The following is a 17,678-nucleotide window of genomic DNA, read 5'->3' on the forward strand; positions in this document are numbered from 1 at the left end:
GGGCCCTCACGGCGTGGCTTGAAGACAATGGGGAAGAGTTCGTGAGACAGCATCTCTTTGGGCTCAAAGAAAGGGCCTTAACGGGGATTTTACCTCTCCCTCTCCCTTCCGGCGCCACCCGGACCGTTGACCTGAACCTGGATGATTTTAAGGTTTCTCTAACCGTCTATCGGATCGATCGCATGAACTTCCGTTGGGGGGAGGATCCAGAAAACAATTATGAGCTGAATGTCACCTACCGGTATTTTCGGGACAGTTGGTGAGGGATCGATCATGGTCTTTCTGTGGAAGCGAATACGAATCGAGATCCGGAGGCGGACAATAAACCCTCTTTCAGCTATGGAGGGGGGGCCAGGCAACCTGACGATGTTCGTGGTTTAAAAGAAGCGATCGATCGATTTATCGCCCGGGCGGGAAGGGAAACAATCCCCAAAATGGCCGAGTCCCATTATGCCGATGATGTCGCCCCCAATACCGCCCGTTATGAGGGTTTGGGAGATCTCTATAAACCCCTGCCCAAACCCGATGAGCGTACTTACCAAAAGATCCTTCATGGGATTCACCGCTGGGCCGATTTGGAACTTTTTGTCCGGGAGGCCCTTCGAAATGCGAAGGGTGAAGAGGCGGTGGAGGTGGAAATCGAGCTGTACAACTTTCGGGCCCTCGAAGTCCCCAAAGCTTTTCTTGCAAGAGCCGCCAAACTTGCCGCCCGTTATCCCGGCCACCCTCTAACCCTTGTTGCGCATGGGGATCCCATTGATCTCCCTTTTGTCTATCGTTTTGATGGACAAGGGGTGCACGCCTCGTCCAACGAAAAAAATGAACAAGCGATCGCTTTTTGGGGAGAAGCCCCGCTTGACCCATCGAAGATCTTTAGGGCAGGCGATAATGAACCCGCGGAAGTCTACCAGCATCGACTCCTAGACAGGGCGCTTCGTGATACGGCCTCGGCGCCTGCCGAAGAAAGACCAATGGATCGGGGGGTGTTTTTGTCCGGGGTCCTGGAAAACTATAACCGTCTGGCCAAAGAGTGGAATGCCCGGCAAGGAAAGGGTCTCCCGGCGGTTGCTCTTATAAAAGACAATCGACGCACCGAAATTGACGCGCGAATTCAGGGGCTCATTAATCATTATCGTGCTCGAGCAAAAGAGATTGCTGAAGAACGAGGTTTAGATGTCCCGGCCGGCGCCCTCTGGTGGGACCCGGTCACGACAACCCTCCGCAATTATCCGATTAACGACAGACCGGAAAACCATCTGGTGGTCGTGGGGGGAGGGGCCATGGGGGCCGCCATGGCCGAGATTGTTCGAAGGAGAATCGATAGAGGTCTCCTCCCCCTCGATTTTCGGGTTACCGTGGTTGAAACAGCCCCGGCGCTTAATTGGGAAATCCACACAGAGGGAACCAATACCTATGCCTTTGGAAAGGATCGACCGGTCAATCCTCCAGCCCGACGGGCTTTTTACTACACCCCCGTCCCTGCAGAAGAGGTAATGAACCGGAGGGGGGCCGATGTTGTGGTGGAAGCAACCAAGGCCGGTGACTTTGTGAAAGACAAAAAGAGAAAAGAATCGGCAGAGGGATTGGCTCGCCACAGCCCCGCCATGCTATCCCCCACAAAATCTTTTGTGCCTGGTAGTCTTATCCCTTACCTCGAAGTTTATGATTATTATGTCTCCCTGGGTTATCCGGATCTTGCCGCGAGCCAACTGGTCTTTGGGGGGTATGTTTCGGCCCCCGATGTCTTTGGCGATCTGGAAGTCTACCCGGTTATTGCGGGGGAATCGCCCGAGGCGGTTGCAAAGGCCAAAAGAATTTTTGGAGAAGAGGGGATCGAATATCTCGTGGGAAAAGAGTGGGCCGTTTTTGTGCAGATGGCCGGCGCGATGAAAAACCCGGCCACCTATTGGGCCACATACGGGATCGCCTCCCGGGTTTTTGGGGAGCAGACCCCTACCTATTCCGAACTGAATCCACTCCTTGAAAAGGCAAAAGAAGACAATGTGAGGCTTGTCGAGGAGACCATTGCCCGGATAGCCCCGGAGGTTGGGTTGGAGACAGAGGGTCTCTCTTCCCCCTACGGCGTGAAGATGGATATCCAAAAATGCCTCCCCCCTGATCTGGAGGCGCTCTTCGAAATCAGAAAGCGTTTCAATGACGAGGTTCTTGCCACGGGGAATATTGCCGCGTTGGACAACATCATCAAGGACATCATCGGCAAGCGCTACCGGCATCGCCTTGGCACCAGAAATGCCATGGATGGCGCCCTTGATGCCCTGATTGCCTCGGCCTATTCGCGCCTTAAGCCTGATGTGACTTTTGCCCAATTTTATGATGACCATTATCCCGCGGACTGGAAAAAATCGCCGCAGGAGGGAAGAAACGGCGTCGATCACCTGATGGCTTTTGCCGACGAACATTGCCTCTCGCTTCCCGGGTGGGTCTATGAGGCCTGGAACCTCTACCATGCCAAAGAAATCAGGGAGGGGAAGATGGCCGAAAAAGTTGTTGCGCCGGTTCCCGTTCAAGTTTTCCCGGCAACAATCTCTGCCGGTCATGCCGAAGGGGCGCCTCTCTTGGCCTCCGCCGGCAGTGAAAGTGCGGCCATGGCCGCTCCATCGGATGGCGCCACGGCCGGCGCCAAGCTCCTTGGCATCGGTGGCCTGGTGTTTGTCTTGCAGGGGAACCCCTTGTCAGACCTCATGGCCGAACAGATCGTCGCTGGTCCATCCTCGCTGGGGCCGGTTGCTGTCTATGAGCCGCCTGTCGGTTTGGCCCCGGCATTTTCCGCCGTGGCAAAGCCGGCTGTTTATTCCCCTTTCAATTCCGCCGGTGCTTTTTCAATCCAATCTCCCTCCCTTGGGGTCTGGGGGGCAGACCCTGCCTGGGGGGCCACATCGGCCTCGATCCTGGCCGCGGTTCCGAGTCTGATCGTTTCGGCGCCCGGCGCCGTCGCTCCGGGCATCAGTTTTGCCCCAATGCCGGCGTTTGTTCCCTGATCGGCGTCCCCCCAAAAAAACACGCAACTTTTTTAAGCGCCCGCCGATAAGGCAATCAATCCGATATGGCTGACAATTCCGTTAATTTGACCCCCCGCGAACGCGGGATCGTTCGGCGCCTTCTGGAGGCGACAGCCCCCTTTGGGGCTTCAGACCCGGCGCGGGAGGAGGCGCAGATTCTCCACCGGGCCGCGGAAGGGGAGGCGGTGGACAGGGAATCGCTCCGTGACGCTTTTTTGCGTCTGAATGATCTGATGGGCAAAAAGGGGACCGATTCCGTGAGGGGAAGAGGCCCTCTTTTTTTTAAAATAGAGGGGATGGAATCCACCTTTGTGGAGTTGAAGCTGATTTTCGAAAATCCCATCCGGCTTTCCCACCTTCTCCGCTTTCTTCGAAGTCAACGGACCACTCTGGCCCGTAGCACCCCCTATCCCGCTCTTTTCACGGGACGAAAAAAAGAGGGAGCATTGTCATCCGGCGTTACCGGCATCCGGGTTATTGATATCCAGGAAGACTTGGATCGGGCGGATATCCATTCCTTTTATGTCTTGTTTTTGACCGATGGAGATAAAGTGTTCATTGACCACCTCTATGGCCATGGGGCTCTGGATTTGGGGCTTGCATTCCTCAAAGGGCGTACCGGAACCGAGGTGTCCCATCCTGTTGAAAAGGCAATCCTGGCCGCTTTATGGGACACAAGATTTGTTTCGGGAGACCCCGCCGGTCGTCACCTGACGGTCAAACGGCTTTCCGGCTATCTTGGAAAAACAACGGCTGATCCCATCGGGCGCCTTCGAGATCTTCAAAGGGCCGCCTGGCCGCGGCTTCGTGAACAGTCCGATGAAGAACTGGAACTTGTTGGAAGAGTGAAGGAGGGAGGCCTGGATGCCGATGTCTGTTCCCTCCGCCTGGGGGGCCGCCCCGGCCTGGGGGGCCGCATCGGCCTAGGGGTGGAAAGCGCAGGTCTTACGGATGACAAGCATTTTTTCCGCATTATTTTTCGTGAACATGATGGGAAACATCATGTCGTGAAGGCCGAGGGAAATCATGCTTTCAAATTGGCCTTGGCTTACTTCCAGGGGCAGACGGGACGCACCGTTTCCAATCCGCTGGAACTGGCCCTGCTGTCGAGTCTCTGGAAGGCCCAGTTTCACGGAAGGAGCCAGGACCAGTATGTTACCTGGGACCATCTTTGCCGGGAGCTGGCCCGTACCGATGCTGACCGGATTGCCGAGCTTTGGGAACTCGAGCGTCTGGCGCAACCCTGGTTGCCGGAGCGGCCGGAAGAGCTTGTTTTGGCAGGTTTTCGGCGGTCTTTAGACGATAACGATGTCGTTTTGGGGTTAAGGCTGGAGATGTCCGAACGGGAGGCGACGAAGAGTTCCGGCGGTTCCTATTTTTTTCTCCGTTACACATGGGATGGGGAACGCTATATTCCGGGCCGTTTCACGGGCAACGGCTCTCCCGCGCTATCAAGGGCAGTCGCTCGTGGGGCTGTTTCCCTGGCGTTGGCATTGGCCGCATCTCCGCAGAGCGATGCAAGCCCCCTTGATACCGCCGAGTTAAACGCTGTGGGCCCGGTTACTGTCCATGAGCCGACCGGTGTGGCTCCGATATTTGCCACCCATCTTTCCCAGAACCTGACCGTTTCTTTGCCTTTTAATCCCGGTAATGCGCTTGCGTTCCAAAGTTTCAACCTTGCGACTTGGGGCGCGGCACTCATGACGAATTTTGTGGTTTCTGGAACCGGCGCCGTCACTTCGAGCGCCGGTTTTGTGCCGCCAATGGTTCTGGTGCCTTGAGGCATTATTCCTGCTATTTTCTATTTTGCCGTCATGAAGTCTTTCTGATAAGTCTTGCGATGTGAAAAGCGACACTTCCCAAAAATTGTTCGAAGAGGCCTGCCGATATCTGGTCGGCGGTGTCAATTCGCCCGTTCGCGCCTTTAAAAGTGTTGGCGGAACTCCCCTTTTTATTACGCGGGTGCGCGGCTCGCACGTCTACGATGCCGACGGCAACGAGTTTGTCGATTATGTCGGCAGTTGGGGGCCGGCAATTTTGGGTCATGCGTCTCCCGAAGTGGTTCGAGCCGTTTACGAGGCGATGAAGGACGGCTTGAGTTTTGGCGCTTCGACGGTCCGCGAAATTGAACTGGCCAAACTTGTCAGGCAGGCATTCCCCTCGGTTGAACTCATCCGGTTTGTCAACTCCGGAACAGAGGCGACGATGAGCGCCATCCGAGCCGCGCGCGGGTTTACCGGCAGAAATAAAATCGTCAAGTTCGACGGGTGCTACCATGGCCATGCCGATTATCTTCTGGTCAAGGCCGGATCGGGGGCCGCCACTCTGGGAGTCCCGGATAGCGCCGGCGTGCCGTCCGAATTTGCCTCCCTCACTCTGGTGGCCCGGTTTAACGATCTTGAATCGGTCAAAAAACTGCTTGAGCAGAACAAAGATCAGATTGCCGCGGTGATCGTCGAACCGGTGGTCGGGAATATGGGATGCATTCCCCCGGCGTCCGGATTTCTTGAGGGTTTAAGCGATCTGACCCGCAAGGAGGGAGCCCTGCTCATTTTTGACGAGGTGATGACCGGTTTTCGTGTGGCCTTGGGGGGCGCCCAGGCACTTTACAAAATTCAACCGGACCTCACCTGTCTGGGGAAAATCATCGGCGGCGGGCTTCCGGTTGGCGCTTATGGGGGCCGCAAAGAAATCATGGAAAAGGTGGCGCCGCTCGGCCCCGTCTATCAGGCGGGAACCCTCTCCGGGAATCCGCTCGCCATGTCTGCGGGGATTGCCACCTTGGCCGAACTTAAAAAGGAAAAGGTTTATGCCCGGCTGGAGGAAAAAGGCTCTTTCCTTGAAGGGGGTCTGCGGGGAATCGCCTCGCGGTGTGGAGTTCCTATCCAGGTCAATCGGGTCGGCTCGATGTTCTCTTTTTTCTTTTCGCACGATCCGGTCACCTCTGCCGATTCGGCGCGAAAGTGCGACGCAAAAAGATTCAAAAAACTTTTTCACCTCCTTTTGGAAGAAGGGATCTATATCGCCCCTTCCCCCTTCGAGGCCGGTTTTATTTCGCTGGCCCACTCGGAGGCCGACCTTGATTTGACCCTCCGCGCCTTTGAAAAGGGGCTGACGCATGTGATGTCTTAAGCGTTGACTCTCGTTTCGGGCCTGTGTTAGAGCCGCCATCAGTTGGAATCCCCGAAAAATGCAAAGAATTCTCTTTATGTTTCCCTCGGCGTTTACGGGGCGATGGGGTTTCAGCTGGCGGCCTCGGTGGTGGCCGGATTGTTTTTGGGAGGATGGGCCGACAAAAAATGGGGGAGCGCCCCCTGGCTGACACTGATTGGATTAATCCTGGGGGCGGCGGCGGGGTTTTACAACCTGTTTCGCATTTTATACTGGCACAAAAACCGATAATGGCGACAATGCTTCAACCTATGGTCTCTGAAGTCTCCCCCGAACTCTGGTCGATAAAAACCATCGAGCGGGCCACGGTGGTGATTGCAACCATTTTTGTGGTGGTGGGGAGTTATTTCTGGCCCACGGCGCCGGTTGTGCTGGGGCTTTTCTCCGGCGCCGTTGTCAGTTACCTCAATTTCAGGTTCTTGAAGCGCATGGTGGTTCGGTTTCTTAAAGCAGAGGATGTTGTCCCTCATCGGAAAAGCGGGCTTCGGTTTTTTGTCCAGATGCTTTTGTTGATTGCCCTTGTTGCGGGCCTCCTTCTCTACGTTGAGGTCGAACCGGTGGCCTTTTTGGTGGGGTTCTCCTCCTTTGTTTTGGCGATTGGGTATGAGGGGATAAGGTCAATGGTGTAGGGGCGAGGCTTGCCTCGCCCTGGGCAGGGCAAGCCCTGACCCTACGCGAGGTCGTTATGGAAGAATTCACCTGGTTCGGATGGATTTCCGACAAAGTCACGCATCATAATATCCATATCTTCAGCGCCCTTCTGGCGGCCGCCTTGCTGGTTTTCTGTTCCCTCATCTACCGCAGGAGTTTTCAATCGGTCGATGCGGAACTGGTCCCCACCGACAGGGTTTCGCTCAAAAACATTTTTCAGGTGGCGGTGGAAAATATTTTGGGCCTTATCGAAGGAATTATCGGTCACGATGCCAAACTCTACCTGCCGCTCATCGGGACGCTTTTCATTTATATTTTCGTCAACAACCTTTTGGGCATCATCCCCGGTTTCACCCCGGCCACCGAAAACGTCAACACCAACTTTGCCATGTCGATCACCGTTTTTCTCTACTACAACTATGTCGGCATCAAAAAGCAGGGGATCAAAAACTATCTGAAACACTTTATGGGGCCCCTCTGGATGCTGGCCCCGCTGATGTTTTTAATCGAACTGGTCAGCCATGTTGTCCGTCCCGTCTCCCTTGCAGTTCGTCTTTTTGGAAATATCACGGGAGACCATGTGGTATTGGGGATTTTTTCGGAACTGGTCCCGTTGATTGTTCCGGTGATTTTTTTCGCGCTGGGCATTTTTGTTTCGTTTATTCAGGCCTTCGTTTTTTCGCTCCTCTCGACCGTCTATATCGGTTTGGCGGTAGCGCACGAAGAACACTAAGGAGAAGACAATGAAGAAACTTATGTTGTTTGTCCTGGCCTTCATCGGCCAGATATTGGTTGTCGGTGCGGCGATGGCCGAAGAAGCGGCGGGGGGCGCCGGCGCCGGTTCGAGTTCGGTCCTCGGTTTGGCCCTGGGGGCGGGGGTGGCCATCGGGCTGGCCGCCTTTGGCGGCGGGCTGGGTCAGGGACGCGCGGCCGCCTCGGCGGTTGAAGGAATTGCGCGCAATCCCGGCGCGGCAGGCAAGGTGCAAACCCCGATGATCATCGGTCTGGCGCTGATCGAGTCGCTGGTTATTTATGCCCTTGTGATTGCCTTTTTGCTTCAGGGAAAGATCGACAAGCTGATCGGCGGTTGATCGCGATTATTTTTTCCGCCGGTAGGATTTTTTGATGAGCTGAACCACCTCGGCCGGGCTGTCGGTCACGGTGAAGAGGTTCAAGTCTTTTTTGTCCAGATAGCCGGCGGTAATCGCTTTTTCCTTCAGCCAGTCGATGAGTCCTCTCCAGTAGTTTTTTCCCATCAGAATGACCGGAAAAAAGGGGGATTTTTCCGTCTGAATGAGGGTGAGCGCCTCGAAGAGTTCGTCCATCGTCCCGAACCCGCCGGGCATGATGACGAAGGCGATGGAATGTTTGACAAACATCACCTTCCGCACGAAAAAGTAATTGAATTTGAGCGCGACATCAGCATAGCGGTTTGCGATCTGCTCCATCGGGATGTCGATATTAAGCCCCACCGATTTCCCTTTCCCCTCTCGGGCGCCGCGGTTGGCCGCCTCCATCAGCCCCGGGCCGCCGCCGGTAATCACCGAAAACCCCGCCTTTGAAATCGCTTTGGCTGTCTCATGGGTCAGGCGATAGAAGCGGGAGGAGGGTTGCGCGCGGGCCGAACCCCACAGACAGACCGCCGGGCCGATCCCTTTGAGCGCCTCGAAGGCGTCCACGAATTCGGCCATGATCCGAAAGACCCGCCAGGTCTCTTTGGCGACAAATTCCTCGTCGGTCAGGATTTTTTTCACCTTTCCCATCGTAGCACGGGTGAATCGGGTACAGCCATCATTTTTCACATTGCCCAAAAATCAGCATCGCGGTAACTGTCTGGGCGACAGTTACCATCATCATGTCAATATCCACTTTGCAAATCAAAATGCTCCGCAGGCTGTTGCAGACCGGCACGGAAGGTGAAATCGCGCACGCGGCGGAAAAAATCCACCCGGCCGACATCTCGCTTCTTTTTTCCGAACTCGGCGACACGGAAACCAGGCGGCTTATCAATTCGCTCTGCCTTATCGCCAAGGCGGGGCAGACCCTTCGCGAACTGCCGGAGTTCATGCTTCCCGATATTCTGGAGCAGATCGAGGACCAAAAACTGGCGGCGATCCTTTCCCGTCTCGATCCCTCGGAGGCCTTCTTTTTCTTCGAACACCTGCCGGAGGCGCGCGGTAAAAACCTTCTGGAATTTTTGCCCGAACCGCAAAAAGAAAAGCTCACCCGGCTTCTCCTCTATCCCAAACATTCCGCCGGGAGCGTGATGACATCGAACTTTCTTCTGGTGCGCGCGGAGATGACGGTAGAAGAGGCGCTGGCGAGTCTGCGGGCCCAGCCGGAGGTGAAAGGGGTTTTTTATATCTACGTCGTTGACGACGCGAACCGTTTGACCGGCGTCCTTTCGCTTCGCAATCTGGTGCTGGCCGCTCCACGGACGAAAATCCGCGAAATCATGGACCCCGAAGTGCAGGCCGTGAGCGCCACGGACGACCAGGAAAAGGGGGCGCAGATCGTGGCGCAATACAACCTTTTGGCGGTGCCGGTAGTGAGCGAAACGCGCGAACTTTTGGGGGCTATTACCGTCGATGACGTGATCGACATTGTGGAAGAAGAAGCCACCGAGGATATATACCATCTGGCGGGCTTATCGGAGGTCGACCGGGCGGCAACCCCCGTGGCCGTCAAGGTCAAAAGGCGCCTCCCCTGGATGGTCTTGAATCTTTTTACCGCCGCGCTGGCGGCGAGCGTCGTCGGTTTTTTCCAGCATTCCATCGAAAAATTCGTCGCGCTGGCGGTCTTCATGCCCATTGTGGCCGGAATGGGGGGAAACGGGGGGACACAGAGCCTTACGGTGATCACGCGCTCCATCGCCTTGGGCGAGCTCAACTTTGTCAAAACCTGGAAGGCGGTGCTGAAAGAGGCGGCGAATGGATTGATTCTCGGGGCGGTCTGTGGTCTTTTGGTCGGGCTGACCGGCTATTTTTGGAAGGGAAATTATTATCTCGGAGCGGTGTTGTTTTTGGCGATGATGCTTAACCTGCTGATGGGGGGATTGGCCGGGGCGCTGATTCCTCTTTCTTTCCGCGCCTTGAAACTCGATCCGGCCATCGGCACCAGCGTTCTGGTCACGATGTGCACCGATATTTTTGGATTTTTGTCCTTCCTCGGTCTGGCGACGATTCTCTTGAACTACCTTGTCTGATCCGGTGGAACCTGGAGGGCGATTCCCCCTTGACTTTGCATTGGCGTTTTGTTTAAAATGCCAATATGGAAAACAAGACAAAAAAAACCAACAAAACCCTTCGTCTTGATCCCGGCCTGTTAAATCAGGCAAAGAAGATCCTCGGTTATAAAACTTACACCGAGGCCATTGAAGATACACTGAAAATCGCCATCAATAATAAACGCCACGAAGACGTTCTGGCCAAATACACCGGCAAGCTCAAATCCTACCGCTCCTTCTATGAGTAAGCCCCGGCGCCTTTTTTTCGATACCTGCTATTATATCGATCTGTTTCATGGTCATATTCCCGATCCGGAAAAGTTAATTCCCGGGAGCCCGTGCCTGGTAATCGGGAACAGCATTGTACTGATGGAGCTTTATCAGGGTGTCCGAACGGAGCGCGAAAAGAAAGCGGTTCAGGATATTGAAAGATCGTTAACGCTTATAGGCCCCTCGATTCAAAATTATCTTGATGCCGGGCAACACTTGAGGATCATGACCGATAAAAAATGGCTGATCCCAAAGAGGCTCTATGAAATGCAAAATGACATCCTTTTGGCCTTGTCGGCGGTTGATCACGATTCATGGGTTGTGACTCGCAATAAGAAGGATTTTGATAAAATCAAAAACCTCGTTCCTGTAAATGTCATTTATTATGACTGATGCCCTTCAAGAAATCATAATCACCCAAAATTTTTTCTTCATTATCAACACAACCTTTTCTTTTCTCTGCCGATAACCTTCAGTGAAATCCTTGATGGTGTCAAAGTTGAACAATGAAAATATTAATGATCAATAATTTGACACATAGCGTTATTATGATTGACGGTTAGCAATTTTTTGTGTATAAGGCAGTCAGATTACTTGTACGACTTCCCGTCAGTCAAAGGTTCGAGTAATTTAACTTATTAATTTTACTCATAATTTAAGGAGGCTATCACAATGGCTATGGCTCGATATGTATCAAATGGAATGACCAAATCCCGCTCCAAAACCCCCGACCTTCCCTTTAAGGTCGGCGACATGGCGGTCTATCCCGCCCATGGAGTCGGCGAGGTGACAAGCATCGAGGCCCGCGAAATTTCCGGGTCGAAGCAGTTGTTCTATGTTCTGCAGATCCTCGACAGCGGCATGAAAATCATGGTGCCCACCGGCAACGTGAACGCCGTCGGCCTGCGTGAAATTATCTCCGAGGGAGAGGTCAGGGCGGTTTACGATATTCTGAAGGAACGCGACGTCACCATCGACAACCAGACCTGGAACCGCCGGTATCGCGAATATATGGATAAAATCAAGACCGGCTCGGTCTACGAAATCGCCGAGGTCTATCGCGATCTCTCGCTTCTCAAGTCGGAAAAAGAACTCTCGTTCGGCGAACGAAAGATGCTCGATACCGCCAAAAACCTTCTCATCAAGGAACTGGCCTTTGCCGAAGAGAGCGACGAAGACGATATCGCGGAGGCGATTGAAGAGATTTTTGAGGATTAGTCGTAAATTTAAAAATTCTTCAATAATTCAATACCTTAATCATTTTTTTGACACCGTCAAAAAAAGCGTGACTTTTTTTGACGCCCTCTGTAGAATTTAACCCGCTTCAATCACATCACACCAGAGCCATTCAAAGCAGGGGGAGAGGGAGGAATGAGTTCGGTCCATCAACTGCGGGCCCCGTTTAAGGCCAGGCAGAAGCGGATCGCCAAAACGCCGGAGCGAACCTCTGTCTCCCTCCAAAAGATTCTCTGCGACCAGGAGAAAAAAATCGGCGAATTGAAAACGCTGGTGGAGACGATCTCCCGCGGGAAATACATGTGGGAGTCGACCTTCGACGCCATCACCGATCCGGTGATGATCGTCTCCCGCGGCTATGTCATCCAGCGCGTCAACCGCGCGGCGGCCAAAGAGGCCAAAATGGATGTGCGTGATCTGATCGGAAAAACATGTTATGAAGATCTGGCCGGCCTCTCTTCCCCCTGCCGGGGTTGTCCCTTAAATCTCACTCTTAAGGAGCGTTCGTCCCATTCGTTCACCCTCGATCCCTTTGTCAAAAGCGGCAGGCAACACCATGTCAACGCCTATCCAACCCCCGCGGGGGAGGATCAGGTTGTCCTGCACTATCGCGACGTGACGGAGGAAAAGGAGCTGGAACGCCAGCTGGTTCACAGCGAAAAGATGGCGGCCCTCGGAATGTTGGCGGGAGGGGTGGCCCACGAAATCAACAATCCGCTGGGGGGAATCCTTGCCTTTGTCCAGCTGATCCGGCGCCAGCTTGGAGTCGGTCATGCCGCCTCGGGCGATTTGAAGGAGATCGAGGAATCCGCTCTCCGTTGCAAACAGATTGTCGAAGACCTCCTTGATTTTTCGCGCCAGCAAAAAGACGACGGGAAAGGCGCTGTTTCACTCTCCGAGTGCCTTCAAAAAATCATGCCGCTCATCCGCATGCAGGCCAGGGCAAACCGCATCGAGATTGTCGAAGAATTTGAAGAAGGGCGCGGACGCGTCCTGGGGAGTTTTCACAAACTCCAGCAGGTTTTTTTGAATTTGATCACCAACGCCTATCACGCCATGCCGCGCGGTGGAAGGCTTGCGCTTAAAACCGGCTCTGCGGAGGGCCAAGTCCATGCCGAAATTTCCGATACCGGCGAGGGGATTCCGCCGGAACACCTCGACCGGATTTTCGACCCCTATTTCACGACCAAAAAACGGGGAGAGGGGACGGGTCTCGGGTTGTCTATTTCCTACGGGATCGTGCGGGATCACTCGGGGACGATTTCCGTGAAGAGCGCGCCGGGCAAAGGGACGACCTTTACGGTGTCGTTTCCGGAGATGTCAGAGGAAAAAAAGGAATGAATCCGGACGGGGTATCTCTGTTCCGTTGGCGTCAGCTCGCTCAACTTGAACAGTCTTTGGAACTTGAGCTTGGATTGTCCCGAAGGCAATGATCCGTTGTGTTTTCGGTTCACCCACGCTTCCGCTGACTGCCAGACGTCACAGAGTTACCCCGTCCGGAAGCGGGCTGACGCCGGCAGAACTTAAGCTCCCCATCCGGGGGGTTAACAAAGGAGGGACTAAACCATGAGAGGACGAATCTTGGTAGTGGATGACGAGGCGGTTATCGTGAAGGCGCTGGTCAAGTTTCTGGATCAGGAGGGCTTTGACGTCGATTCGGCGGGGGACGGCCCGGAGGCGGTGGAAAAATGCAAGGAAAAACATTTTGACCTCCTTCTCACCGATTTAAGCATGCCGAAGGTCGACGGCATCGAGCTGATCCGGGAGGTGAAATCGCTCATCCCCAGCATCTCCTGCATCGTCATGACGGCGTTCGGGTCGATTGCCAGCGCGGTGGAGGCGATGAAGGCGGGGGCCTTTCACTACATCACCAAGCCGTTCGAACTGGAGGATGTGGCGCTGATCATCGACAAGGCGCTGGAACATGCAAGGCTCAAGGAACAGAACATGATCCTTCGGCGGCAGATCAGCACCAAATACGGCTTTGAAAGCATCATCGGCGCGAGCGACGAGTTGAGCGAGGTGTTAAACCTCGTCTCCCGCGTGGCCGACACCGATTCAACCGTTCTTATCCTGGGGGAATCGGGAACGGGGAAGGAATTGATCGCCCGGGCCGTCCATTACAACAGCCGGCGCGCCGACCGGCCGCTGGTCCCCGTCAACTGCGGGGCCATTCCCGAAAGCCTCCTCGAATCGGAGCTCTTCGGCCATGTGAAGGGGTCGTTCACCGGCGCCATCAACTCAAAAAGGGGGCGATTCGAGCTGGCCAACGGCGGCACCATTTTTCTCGATGAGATCGGCGACATGAGTCTGCGTCTGCAGGTGAAGATTTTGCGCGTCCTTCAGGAGCGGAAGTTCGAACCGGTGGGATCCACGAAGACGATGGAGGTGGATGTTCGGATCATCACCGCCACCAACCAGAACCTCGAAAAACTGGTGGAAAAGGGGGAGTTCCGGGAGGATCTCTACTACCGGTTGAACGTCATTCCGATTGTCATCCCCCCCTTAAGAAACCGGGTCTGCGACATTCCCATTCTGGCCGAGCATTTTTTGAAGATTTACTCGGAGGCGAACGAACTTCCGCCGCCGCGCCTCTCCGCCGACGCCATGAGCCTCTTTATGAATTACCGCTGGTCCGGCAACGTGCGCGAGCTGGAAAACACGATCGAGCGGCTCGTTGTCCTGCACCCCGCCCAAGAGATCGCCGTTTCCGATCTTCCCGAAAAATTTTTGGAGGCCTCGGACACGATTATCCGGCACGCCTCGTTTCACATCCCCGAGTCGGGCATCTCGCTTAAAAACGTGGTGGACGATTTTGAGAACAATCTGATCCTCAAGGCGCTGGAAAAAACAGGGTGGAACAAAAACAAGGCGGCCCATCTTTTAAAACTCAATCGCACGACACTGGTGGAAAAAATCAAGAAGAAAAATCTGGACAAAGCCCTGGAGTAGACGTCTGAATGATCCCACAAAAACACTACAGTTGCCTCTTTATCGATGACGACCGTGATATCCTGCGCACTCTGGAGAAGATCGCGCGCGAAAACAAATGGAGCTTTCTCTCCTTTGCGGACGGCAACGCCGCGCTGGAGGCGCTCGACCATTCCCTCTTCGACGCGGTGGTGGTGGAGTTTTCGCTCCCGGGGTTTTCCGGCCTGCAGATCCTCGAATGGCTTAAAACCCGTCCGCATCAGCCGGAGGTGATCATCGTCACCGCAAAGGCCTCCGTGGACTCCGCCGTGAAGGCCCTCAAGCTGGGGGCGTTCGATTATCTCACCAAGCCGTTCGAAACGGTGGAAAAGGTTGCTTTTTGCCTGCGCCATGCCCTCGAAAAACACGAGCTCTTAAAAAAGATGCAGCAATTCCAGGGGCCAGGGGTCCTACCAGGACCGGGGGCCCTGCCGGGGGCGGGGACGCCCGAAGAATTCGAAAACATCATCGGCAAGAGCGCCAAGATGCAGGCAATCTACGAGATGATCCGGCATGTGGCCGCGAGCCATTCGAACGTGTTGATTCAGGGGGAATCGGGGACCGGTAAGGAGTTGGTGGCGCGGATCATCCATAAAAACGGCCCCCGCGCCTTGAAGCCTTTTGTCGTCATCAACTGCTCTGCGATGCCCGAGACCCTTCTTGAATCGGAGCTCTTCGGCTACGACAGGGGTTCGTTTACCGGCGCCGTCGCGGACAAGATGGGCCTTTTCGAGGTGGCCGACGGCGGGACGGTCTTTCTGGATGAAATCGGCGAGGTGCCTCCGTCGGTGCAGGTGAAGCTCTTGCGGGTCCTGCAGGAAGGGGAGATCCGGCCGATCGGCGCCACCGAAGCGCGCATTGTGGATGTCCGCGTGATTGCCGCCTCCAACAAGGATCTTCTGGGTGAGACCCGCACGGGCAAGTTTCGTGAGGATCTTTATTACCGCCTGAACGTCATCGGCATATCCCTTCCTCCGCTTCGGGAAAGATCCGAAGATGTCCCGCCGCTGGCCTATTATTTTCTGAAAAATTTCAGCCGGAAGATGGGCAAGGAGGCGGGCAAATTCTCCCTTGATGTCCTTCAGGCCTTCCAGAGTTATCCCTGGCCCGGCAACGTGCGCGAACTGGAAAATGTGATCGAGCGGGCGGTAGTGCTGACCGCCGGCGACACGGTGACGGCGAAGAATATTCCCCCAAAAATTCTCTCGGCCTCGTTTTACGCGCCGGATAACCGCGAGGGGGATTTGTCGCAGTTGAAATACCGCGAGGCGAAGAAAAGGGCATTGAATATTTTCAACCGGTCTTATATCATCGCCCTGCTCGAGAAAAACGGGGGAAACATCACCGCCGCGTCCGAAAAAGCGGGAATGGACCGGAGCAATTTTAAAAAGATCATCCGGAAGTACCGGGTTGAAGCGAAAGCGTGAGTGCTTGAGTCTTGCCTTGTCCTTCCGGATGGGGGTTTCTGTTCCGCCGGCGTCAGCTCGCTCAAGTTGAATCATCCTTTGCAACTTGAGCTTGGATTGTTTGGTGGACAATGATAAGTTATCTCATCGTTTCATCTACGCTTCCGCTGACTGCCGGACGTCACAGATCCCCCCATCCGGAAGTTGCAGAAGAGGCGGAACTGAAGGGATGCTTGTAGAGCTTAATGCCTGAAAAATCAAAAAAAGGGTCCGCCGAAAAATCATCGATCCTCGTTGCCGGAAACTGGAAAGACGGCATTGAGGAGGCAAAGGGAATTTTAAAGCCCGAAAACTACCGCCTCGAAGTCCATTCCTCTACCGATATCCGCTCCGCGCTGAACGGCCATGATTTCGGTCTGGTCATTCTGGCGCTGGAAGGCAAAAGCATCGAGGAGCAAAAACCGAGGATCGCCGAAATCAAGGCCACAGACGACGAGCGGCCGCTCATTGTCGTTTCCGACAACAAAAACTGGGAGCCGGCGGTGGGTCTTTTGAAAACGGGGGTCAACGATTATCTGGCCTCTCCCCTTTCGAAGGAAAAGCTCCGCCGGTCGGCGGCGCACCACTTGAAGCTCTTCGATCTGACCCGCCGCGTTTTTCTTTTGGACAAGCGGGACCCCCTGTCATCCCCCTTTGAGGGGATGGTGGGGAAGAGCGGGCAGATGCAGGAAAATTTCAGGATGATCGAGGCGGTGGCCAAGTCGAACGCCACGGTTCTCCTGACCGGCGAATCGGGAACGGGGAAGGAGTTGGTGGCCAAGGCCGTCCATCGCCGGTCCGACCGCTCCTCCAACCGCTTTGTCGATTTGAACTGCGGCGCCATCCCGCGCGATCTTCTCGAAAACGAGCTCTTCGGCCATGAAAAGGGGGCCTTCACCGGCGCCCATCGGCGCTACAACGGGAGCTTCGAGGCGGCCCACCGCGGCACCCTTTTTCTCGATGAAATCAGCGAGATGGATCCGCTCCTGCAGGTGAAACTCCTGCGCGTCTTGCAGGAGAGGAGCTTCATGCGCATCGGCGGGAACGAAAAAATAGAGGTGGATGTGCGGATTATCGCCGCCACCAACCGCAACCTTCACGACGAAATCCAGAAAGGGCGCTTCCGCGAGGATCTTTTTTACCGCCTGAACGTCGTGAACATCTCCATTCCGTCCCTGCGCGAGCGCAGGGAGGACATCCCGTTTCTGGCGCGTCATTTTCTGGAGTATTATTCGGCCAGGAACAACCGCATCTTTCTCGATTTTGCCGTCGACGCCATGGAGGCGCTGATCAACTATGAATGGCCCGGCAACGTGCGTGAGCTGGAAAACACCATCGAGCGCGTCGTGGTTTTGCACAACGCCTCGCAGGTGAAGTTGAAATTTCTCCCCAAACAGATCCAGCGGGTGAACCGCACCATTGCCTATTCGGAGGCGGTGGGGGGGATTTCCGATGAGGGGCGGGTGGTGCCTCTGGAGGCGCTGGAGCGCCAGGCTATCCAGATCGCCCTCATGCAATACCGCGGAAACGTGGCGCTGGCGGCAAAAAAACTCCGCATCGGCCAGGCGACGTTGTATCGAAAAGTAAAGAAGTATCAATTGGAGGAAGCGTAACAGTGTATAGCAAACAAGGAGAATCATTTTGACGAAGCAATTTTCGTTCCTGCCGGTCCCATTGGCCTTCGAGACA

The 17,678-nt window shown here is 54.9% G+C and carries 17 protein-coding genes; 16 read left to right on the forward strand and 1 reads right to left on the reverse strand.

The window, feature by feature from the left end; translation table 11 throughout:
- The first annotated feature begins 41 nt into the window (after positions 1-41).
- From HYU99_08125 to atpE, 8 genes are all read left to right on the forward strand, one after another.
- Positions 42-263 carry a hypothetical protein gene (locus HYU99_08125; GenBank protein MBI2340313.1) on the forward strand — a complete coding sequence of 74 codons (222 nt, stop codon included), beginning with the start codon at positions 42-44 and terminating at the stop codon, positions 261-263.
- A gap of 21 nt (positions 264-284) precedes the next feature.
- Positions 285-2,999: a hypothetical protein gene (locus tag HYU99_08130; GenBank protein ID MBI2340314.1), complete on the forward strand. Its 2,715-nt coding sequence runs from the start codon at positions 285-287 to the stop codon at positions 2,997-2,999.
- A gap of 65 nt (positions 3,000-3,064) precedes the next feature.
- The gene (locus HYU99_08135) at positions 3,065-4,801 is read left to right on the forward strand and encodes a hypothetical protein (protein MBI2340315.1); all 1,737 of its coding nucleotides are present in this window, start codon (positions 3,065-3,067) and stop codon (positions 4,799-4,801) included.
- A 61-nt stretch (positions 4,802-4,862) separates the two neighbouring features.
- Positions 4,863-6,152, forward strand: a complete 1,290-nt coding sequence (gene hemL / locus HYU99_08140; GenBank protein ID MBI2340316.1) for a glutamate-1-semialdehyde 2,1-aminomutase — start codon at positions 4,863-4,865, stop codon at positions 6,150-6,152.
- A gap of 42 nt (positions 6,153-6,194) precedes the next feature.
- The gene (locus HYU99_08145) at positions 6,195-6,422 is read left to right on the forward strand and encodes an AtpZ/AtpI family protein (protein ID MBI2340317.1); all 228 of its coding nucleotides are present in this window, start codon (positions 6,195-6,197) and stop codon (positions 6,420-6,422) included.
- Between the two features lie 8 nt (positions 6,423-6,430).
- Complete coding sequence (locus tag HYU99_08150; GenBank protein ID MBI2340318.1) at positions 6,431-6,820, forward strand: ATP synthase subunit I; 390 nt, start codon at positions 6,431-6,433, stop codon at positions 6,818-6,820.
- Positions 6,821-6,876: 56 nt separating this feature from the next.
- Positions 6,877-7,575, forward strand: coding sequence for a F0F1 ATP synthase subunit A (gene atpB, locus HYU99_08155; protein ID MBI2340319.1), 699 nt, complete (start codon positions 6,877-6,879; stop codon positions 7,573-7,575).
- Between the two features lie 10 nt (positions 7,576-7,585).
- On the forward strand, positions 7,586-7,933 hold the full coding sequence (gene atpE / locus HYU99_08160) for an ATP synthase F0 subunit C (GenBank protein ID MBI2340320.1): 348 nt from the start codon (positions 7,586-7,588) through the stop codon (positions 7,931-7,933).
- Between the two features lie 6 nt (positions 7,934-7,939).
- Here atpE and HYU99_08165 read toward each other — a convergent pair whose 3' ends face one another.
- Positions 7,940-8,605: a TIGR00730 family Rossman fold protein gene (locus tag HYU99_08165; GenBank protein ID MBI2340321.1), complete on the reverse strand. Its 666-nt coding sequence runs from the start codon at positions 8,603-8,605 to the stop codon at positions 7,940-7,942.
- Between the two features lie 119 nt (positions 8,606-8,724).
- Here HYU99_08165 and mgtE point away from each other — a divergent pair, with 119 nt between their 5' ends.
- The 8 genes from mgtE to HYU99_08205 all read left to right on the forward strand — a co-directional run bounded on the left by mgtE (position 8,725) and on the right by HYU99_08205 (position 17,602).
- On the forward strand, positions 8,725-10,047 hold the full coding sequence (gene mgtE / locus HYU99_08170) for a magnesium transporter (protein MBI2340322.1): 1,323 nt from the start codon (positions 8,725-8,727) through the stop codon (positions 10,045-10,047).
- A 65-nt stretch (positions 10,048-10,112) separates the two neighbouring features.
- Positions 10,113-10,316 (forward strand): hypothetical protein, encoded by a 204-nt coding sequence (locus HYU99_08175; protein MBI2340323.1) that lies wholly within the window; start codon positions 10,113-10,115, stop codon positions 10,314-10,316.
- Positions 10,309-10,731, forward strand: a complete 423-nt coding sequence (locus HYU99_08180; GenBank protein ID MBI2340324.1) for a hypothetical protein — start codon at positions 10,309-10,311, stop codon at positions 10,729-10,731. Before HYU99_08175 ends, HYU99_08180 begins: the two co-directional genes overlap by 8 nt.
- A 309-nt stretch (positions 10,732-11,040) precedes the next feature.
- A complete protein-coding gene (locus tag HYU99_08185) occupies positions 11,041-11,556 on the forward strand; it encodes a CarD family transcriptional regulator (GenBank protein ID MBI2340325.1) in 516 nt (171 codons plus the stop codon).
- 153 nt (positions 11,557-11,709) lie between these two features.
- Entirely contained in the window at positions 11,710-12,915 is a 1,206-nt protein-coding gene (locus HYU99_08190) for a PAS domain-containing protein (GenBank protein MBI2340326.1), read from the forward strand.
- A 225-nt stretch (positions 12,916-13,140) separates the two neighbouring features.
- Entirely contained in the window at positions 13,141-14,526 is a 1,386-nt protein-coding gene (locus tag HYU99_08195; protein ID MBI2340327.1) for a sigma-54-dependent Fis family transcriptional regulator, read from the forward strand.
- Between the two features lie 8 nt (positions 14,527-14,534).
- Complete coding sequence (locus HYU99_08200) at positions 14,535-15,971, forward strand: sigma-54-dependent Fis family transcriptional regulator (GenBank protein MBI2340328.1); 1,437 nt, start codon at positions 14,535-14,537, stop codon at positions 15,969-15,971.
- A gap of 224 nt (positions 15,972-16,195) precedes the next feature.
- On the forward strand, positions 16,196-17,602 hold the full coding sequence (locus HYU99_08205) for a sigma-54-dependent Fis family transcriptional regulator (protein ID MBI2340329.1): 1,407 nt from the start codon (positions 16,196-16,198) through the stop codon (positions 17,600-17,602).
- Positions 17,603-17,678: the final 76 nt, after the last annotated feature.

This window comes from Deltaproteobacteria bacterium, from assembly GCA_016183175.1.
Lineage (GTDB): Bacteria > UBA10199 > UBA10199 > UBA10199 > SBBF01 > JACPFC01.

Excerpts from the sequence above, each read along its gene's own strand:
- HYU99_08150 (MBI2340318.1), top strand. The coding sequence starts at position 6,431 with ATGCTTCAACCTATGGTCTCTGAAGTCTCCCCCGAACTCTGGTCGATA.
- HYU99_08205 (MBI2340329.1), top strand. The coding sequence starts at position 16,196 with ATGCCTGAAAAATCAAAAAAAGGGTCCGCCGAAAAATCATCGATCCTC.
- mgtE (MBI2340322.1), top strand. The coding sequence starts at position 8,725 with ATGCTCCGCAGGCTGTTGCAGACCGGCACGGAAGGTGAAATCGCGCAC.
- atpE (MBI2340320.1), top strand. The coding sequence starts at position 7,586 with ATGAAGAAACTTATGTTGTTTGTCCTGGCCTTCATCGGCCAGATATTG.
- HYU99_08195 (MBI2340327.1), top strand. The coding sequence starts at position 13,141 with ATGAGAGGACGAATCTTGGTAGTGGATGACGAGGCGGTTATCGTGAAG.
- HYU99_08175 (MBI2340323.1), top strand. The coding sequence starts at position 10,113 with ATGGAAAACAAGACAAAAAAAACCAACAAAACCCTTCGTCTTGATCCC.
- HYU99_08200 (MBI2340328.1), top strand. The coding sequence starts at position 14,535 with ATGATCCCACAAAAACACTACAGTTGCCTCTTTATCGATGACGACCGT.
- HYU99_08165 (MBI2340321.1), bottom strand. The coding sequence starts at position 8,605 with ATGGGAAAGGTGAAAAAAATCCTGACCGACGAGGAATTTGTCGCCAAA.
- atpB (MBI2340319.1), top strand. The coding sequence starts at position 6,877 with ATGGAAGAATTCACCTGGTTCGGATGGATTTCCGACAAAGTCACGCAT.
- HYU99_08135 (MBI2340315.1), top strand. The coding sequence starts at position 3,065 with ATGGCTGACAATTCCGTTAATTTGACCCCCCGCGAACGCGGGATCGTT.
- HYU99_08190 (MBI2340326.1), top strand. The coding sequence starts at position 11,710 with ATGAGTTCGGTCCATCAACTGCGGGCCCCGTTTAAGGCCAGGCAGAAG.
- HYU99_08185 (MBI2340325.1), top strand. The coding sequence starts at position 11,041 with ATGACCAAATCCCGCTCCAAAACCCCCGACCTTCCCTTTAAGGTCGGC.
- HYU99_08180 (MBI2340324.1), top strand. The coding sequence starts at position 10,309 with ATGAGTAAGCCCCGGCGCCTTTTTTTCGATACCTGCTATTATATCGAT.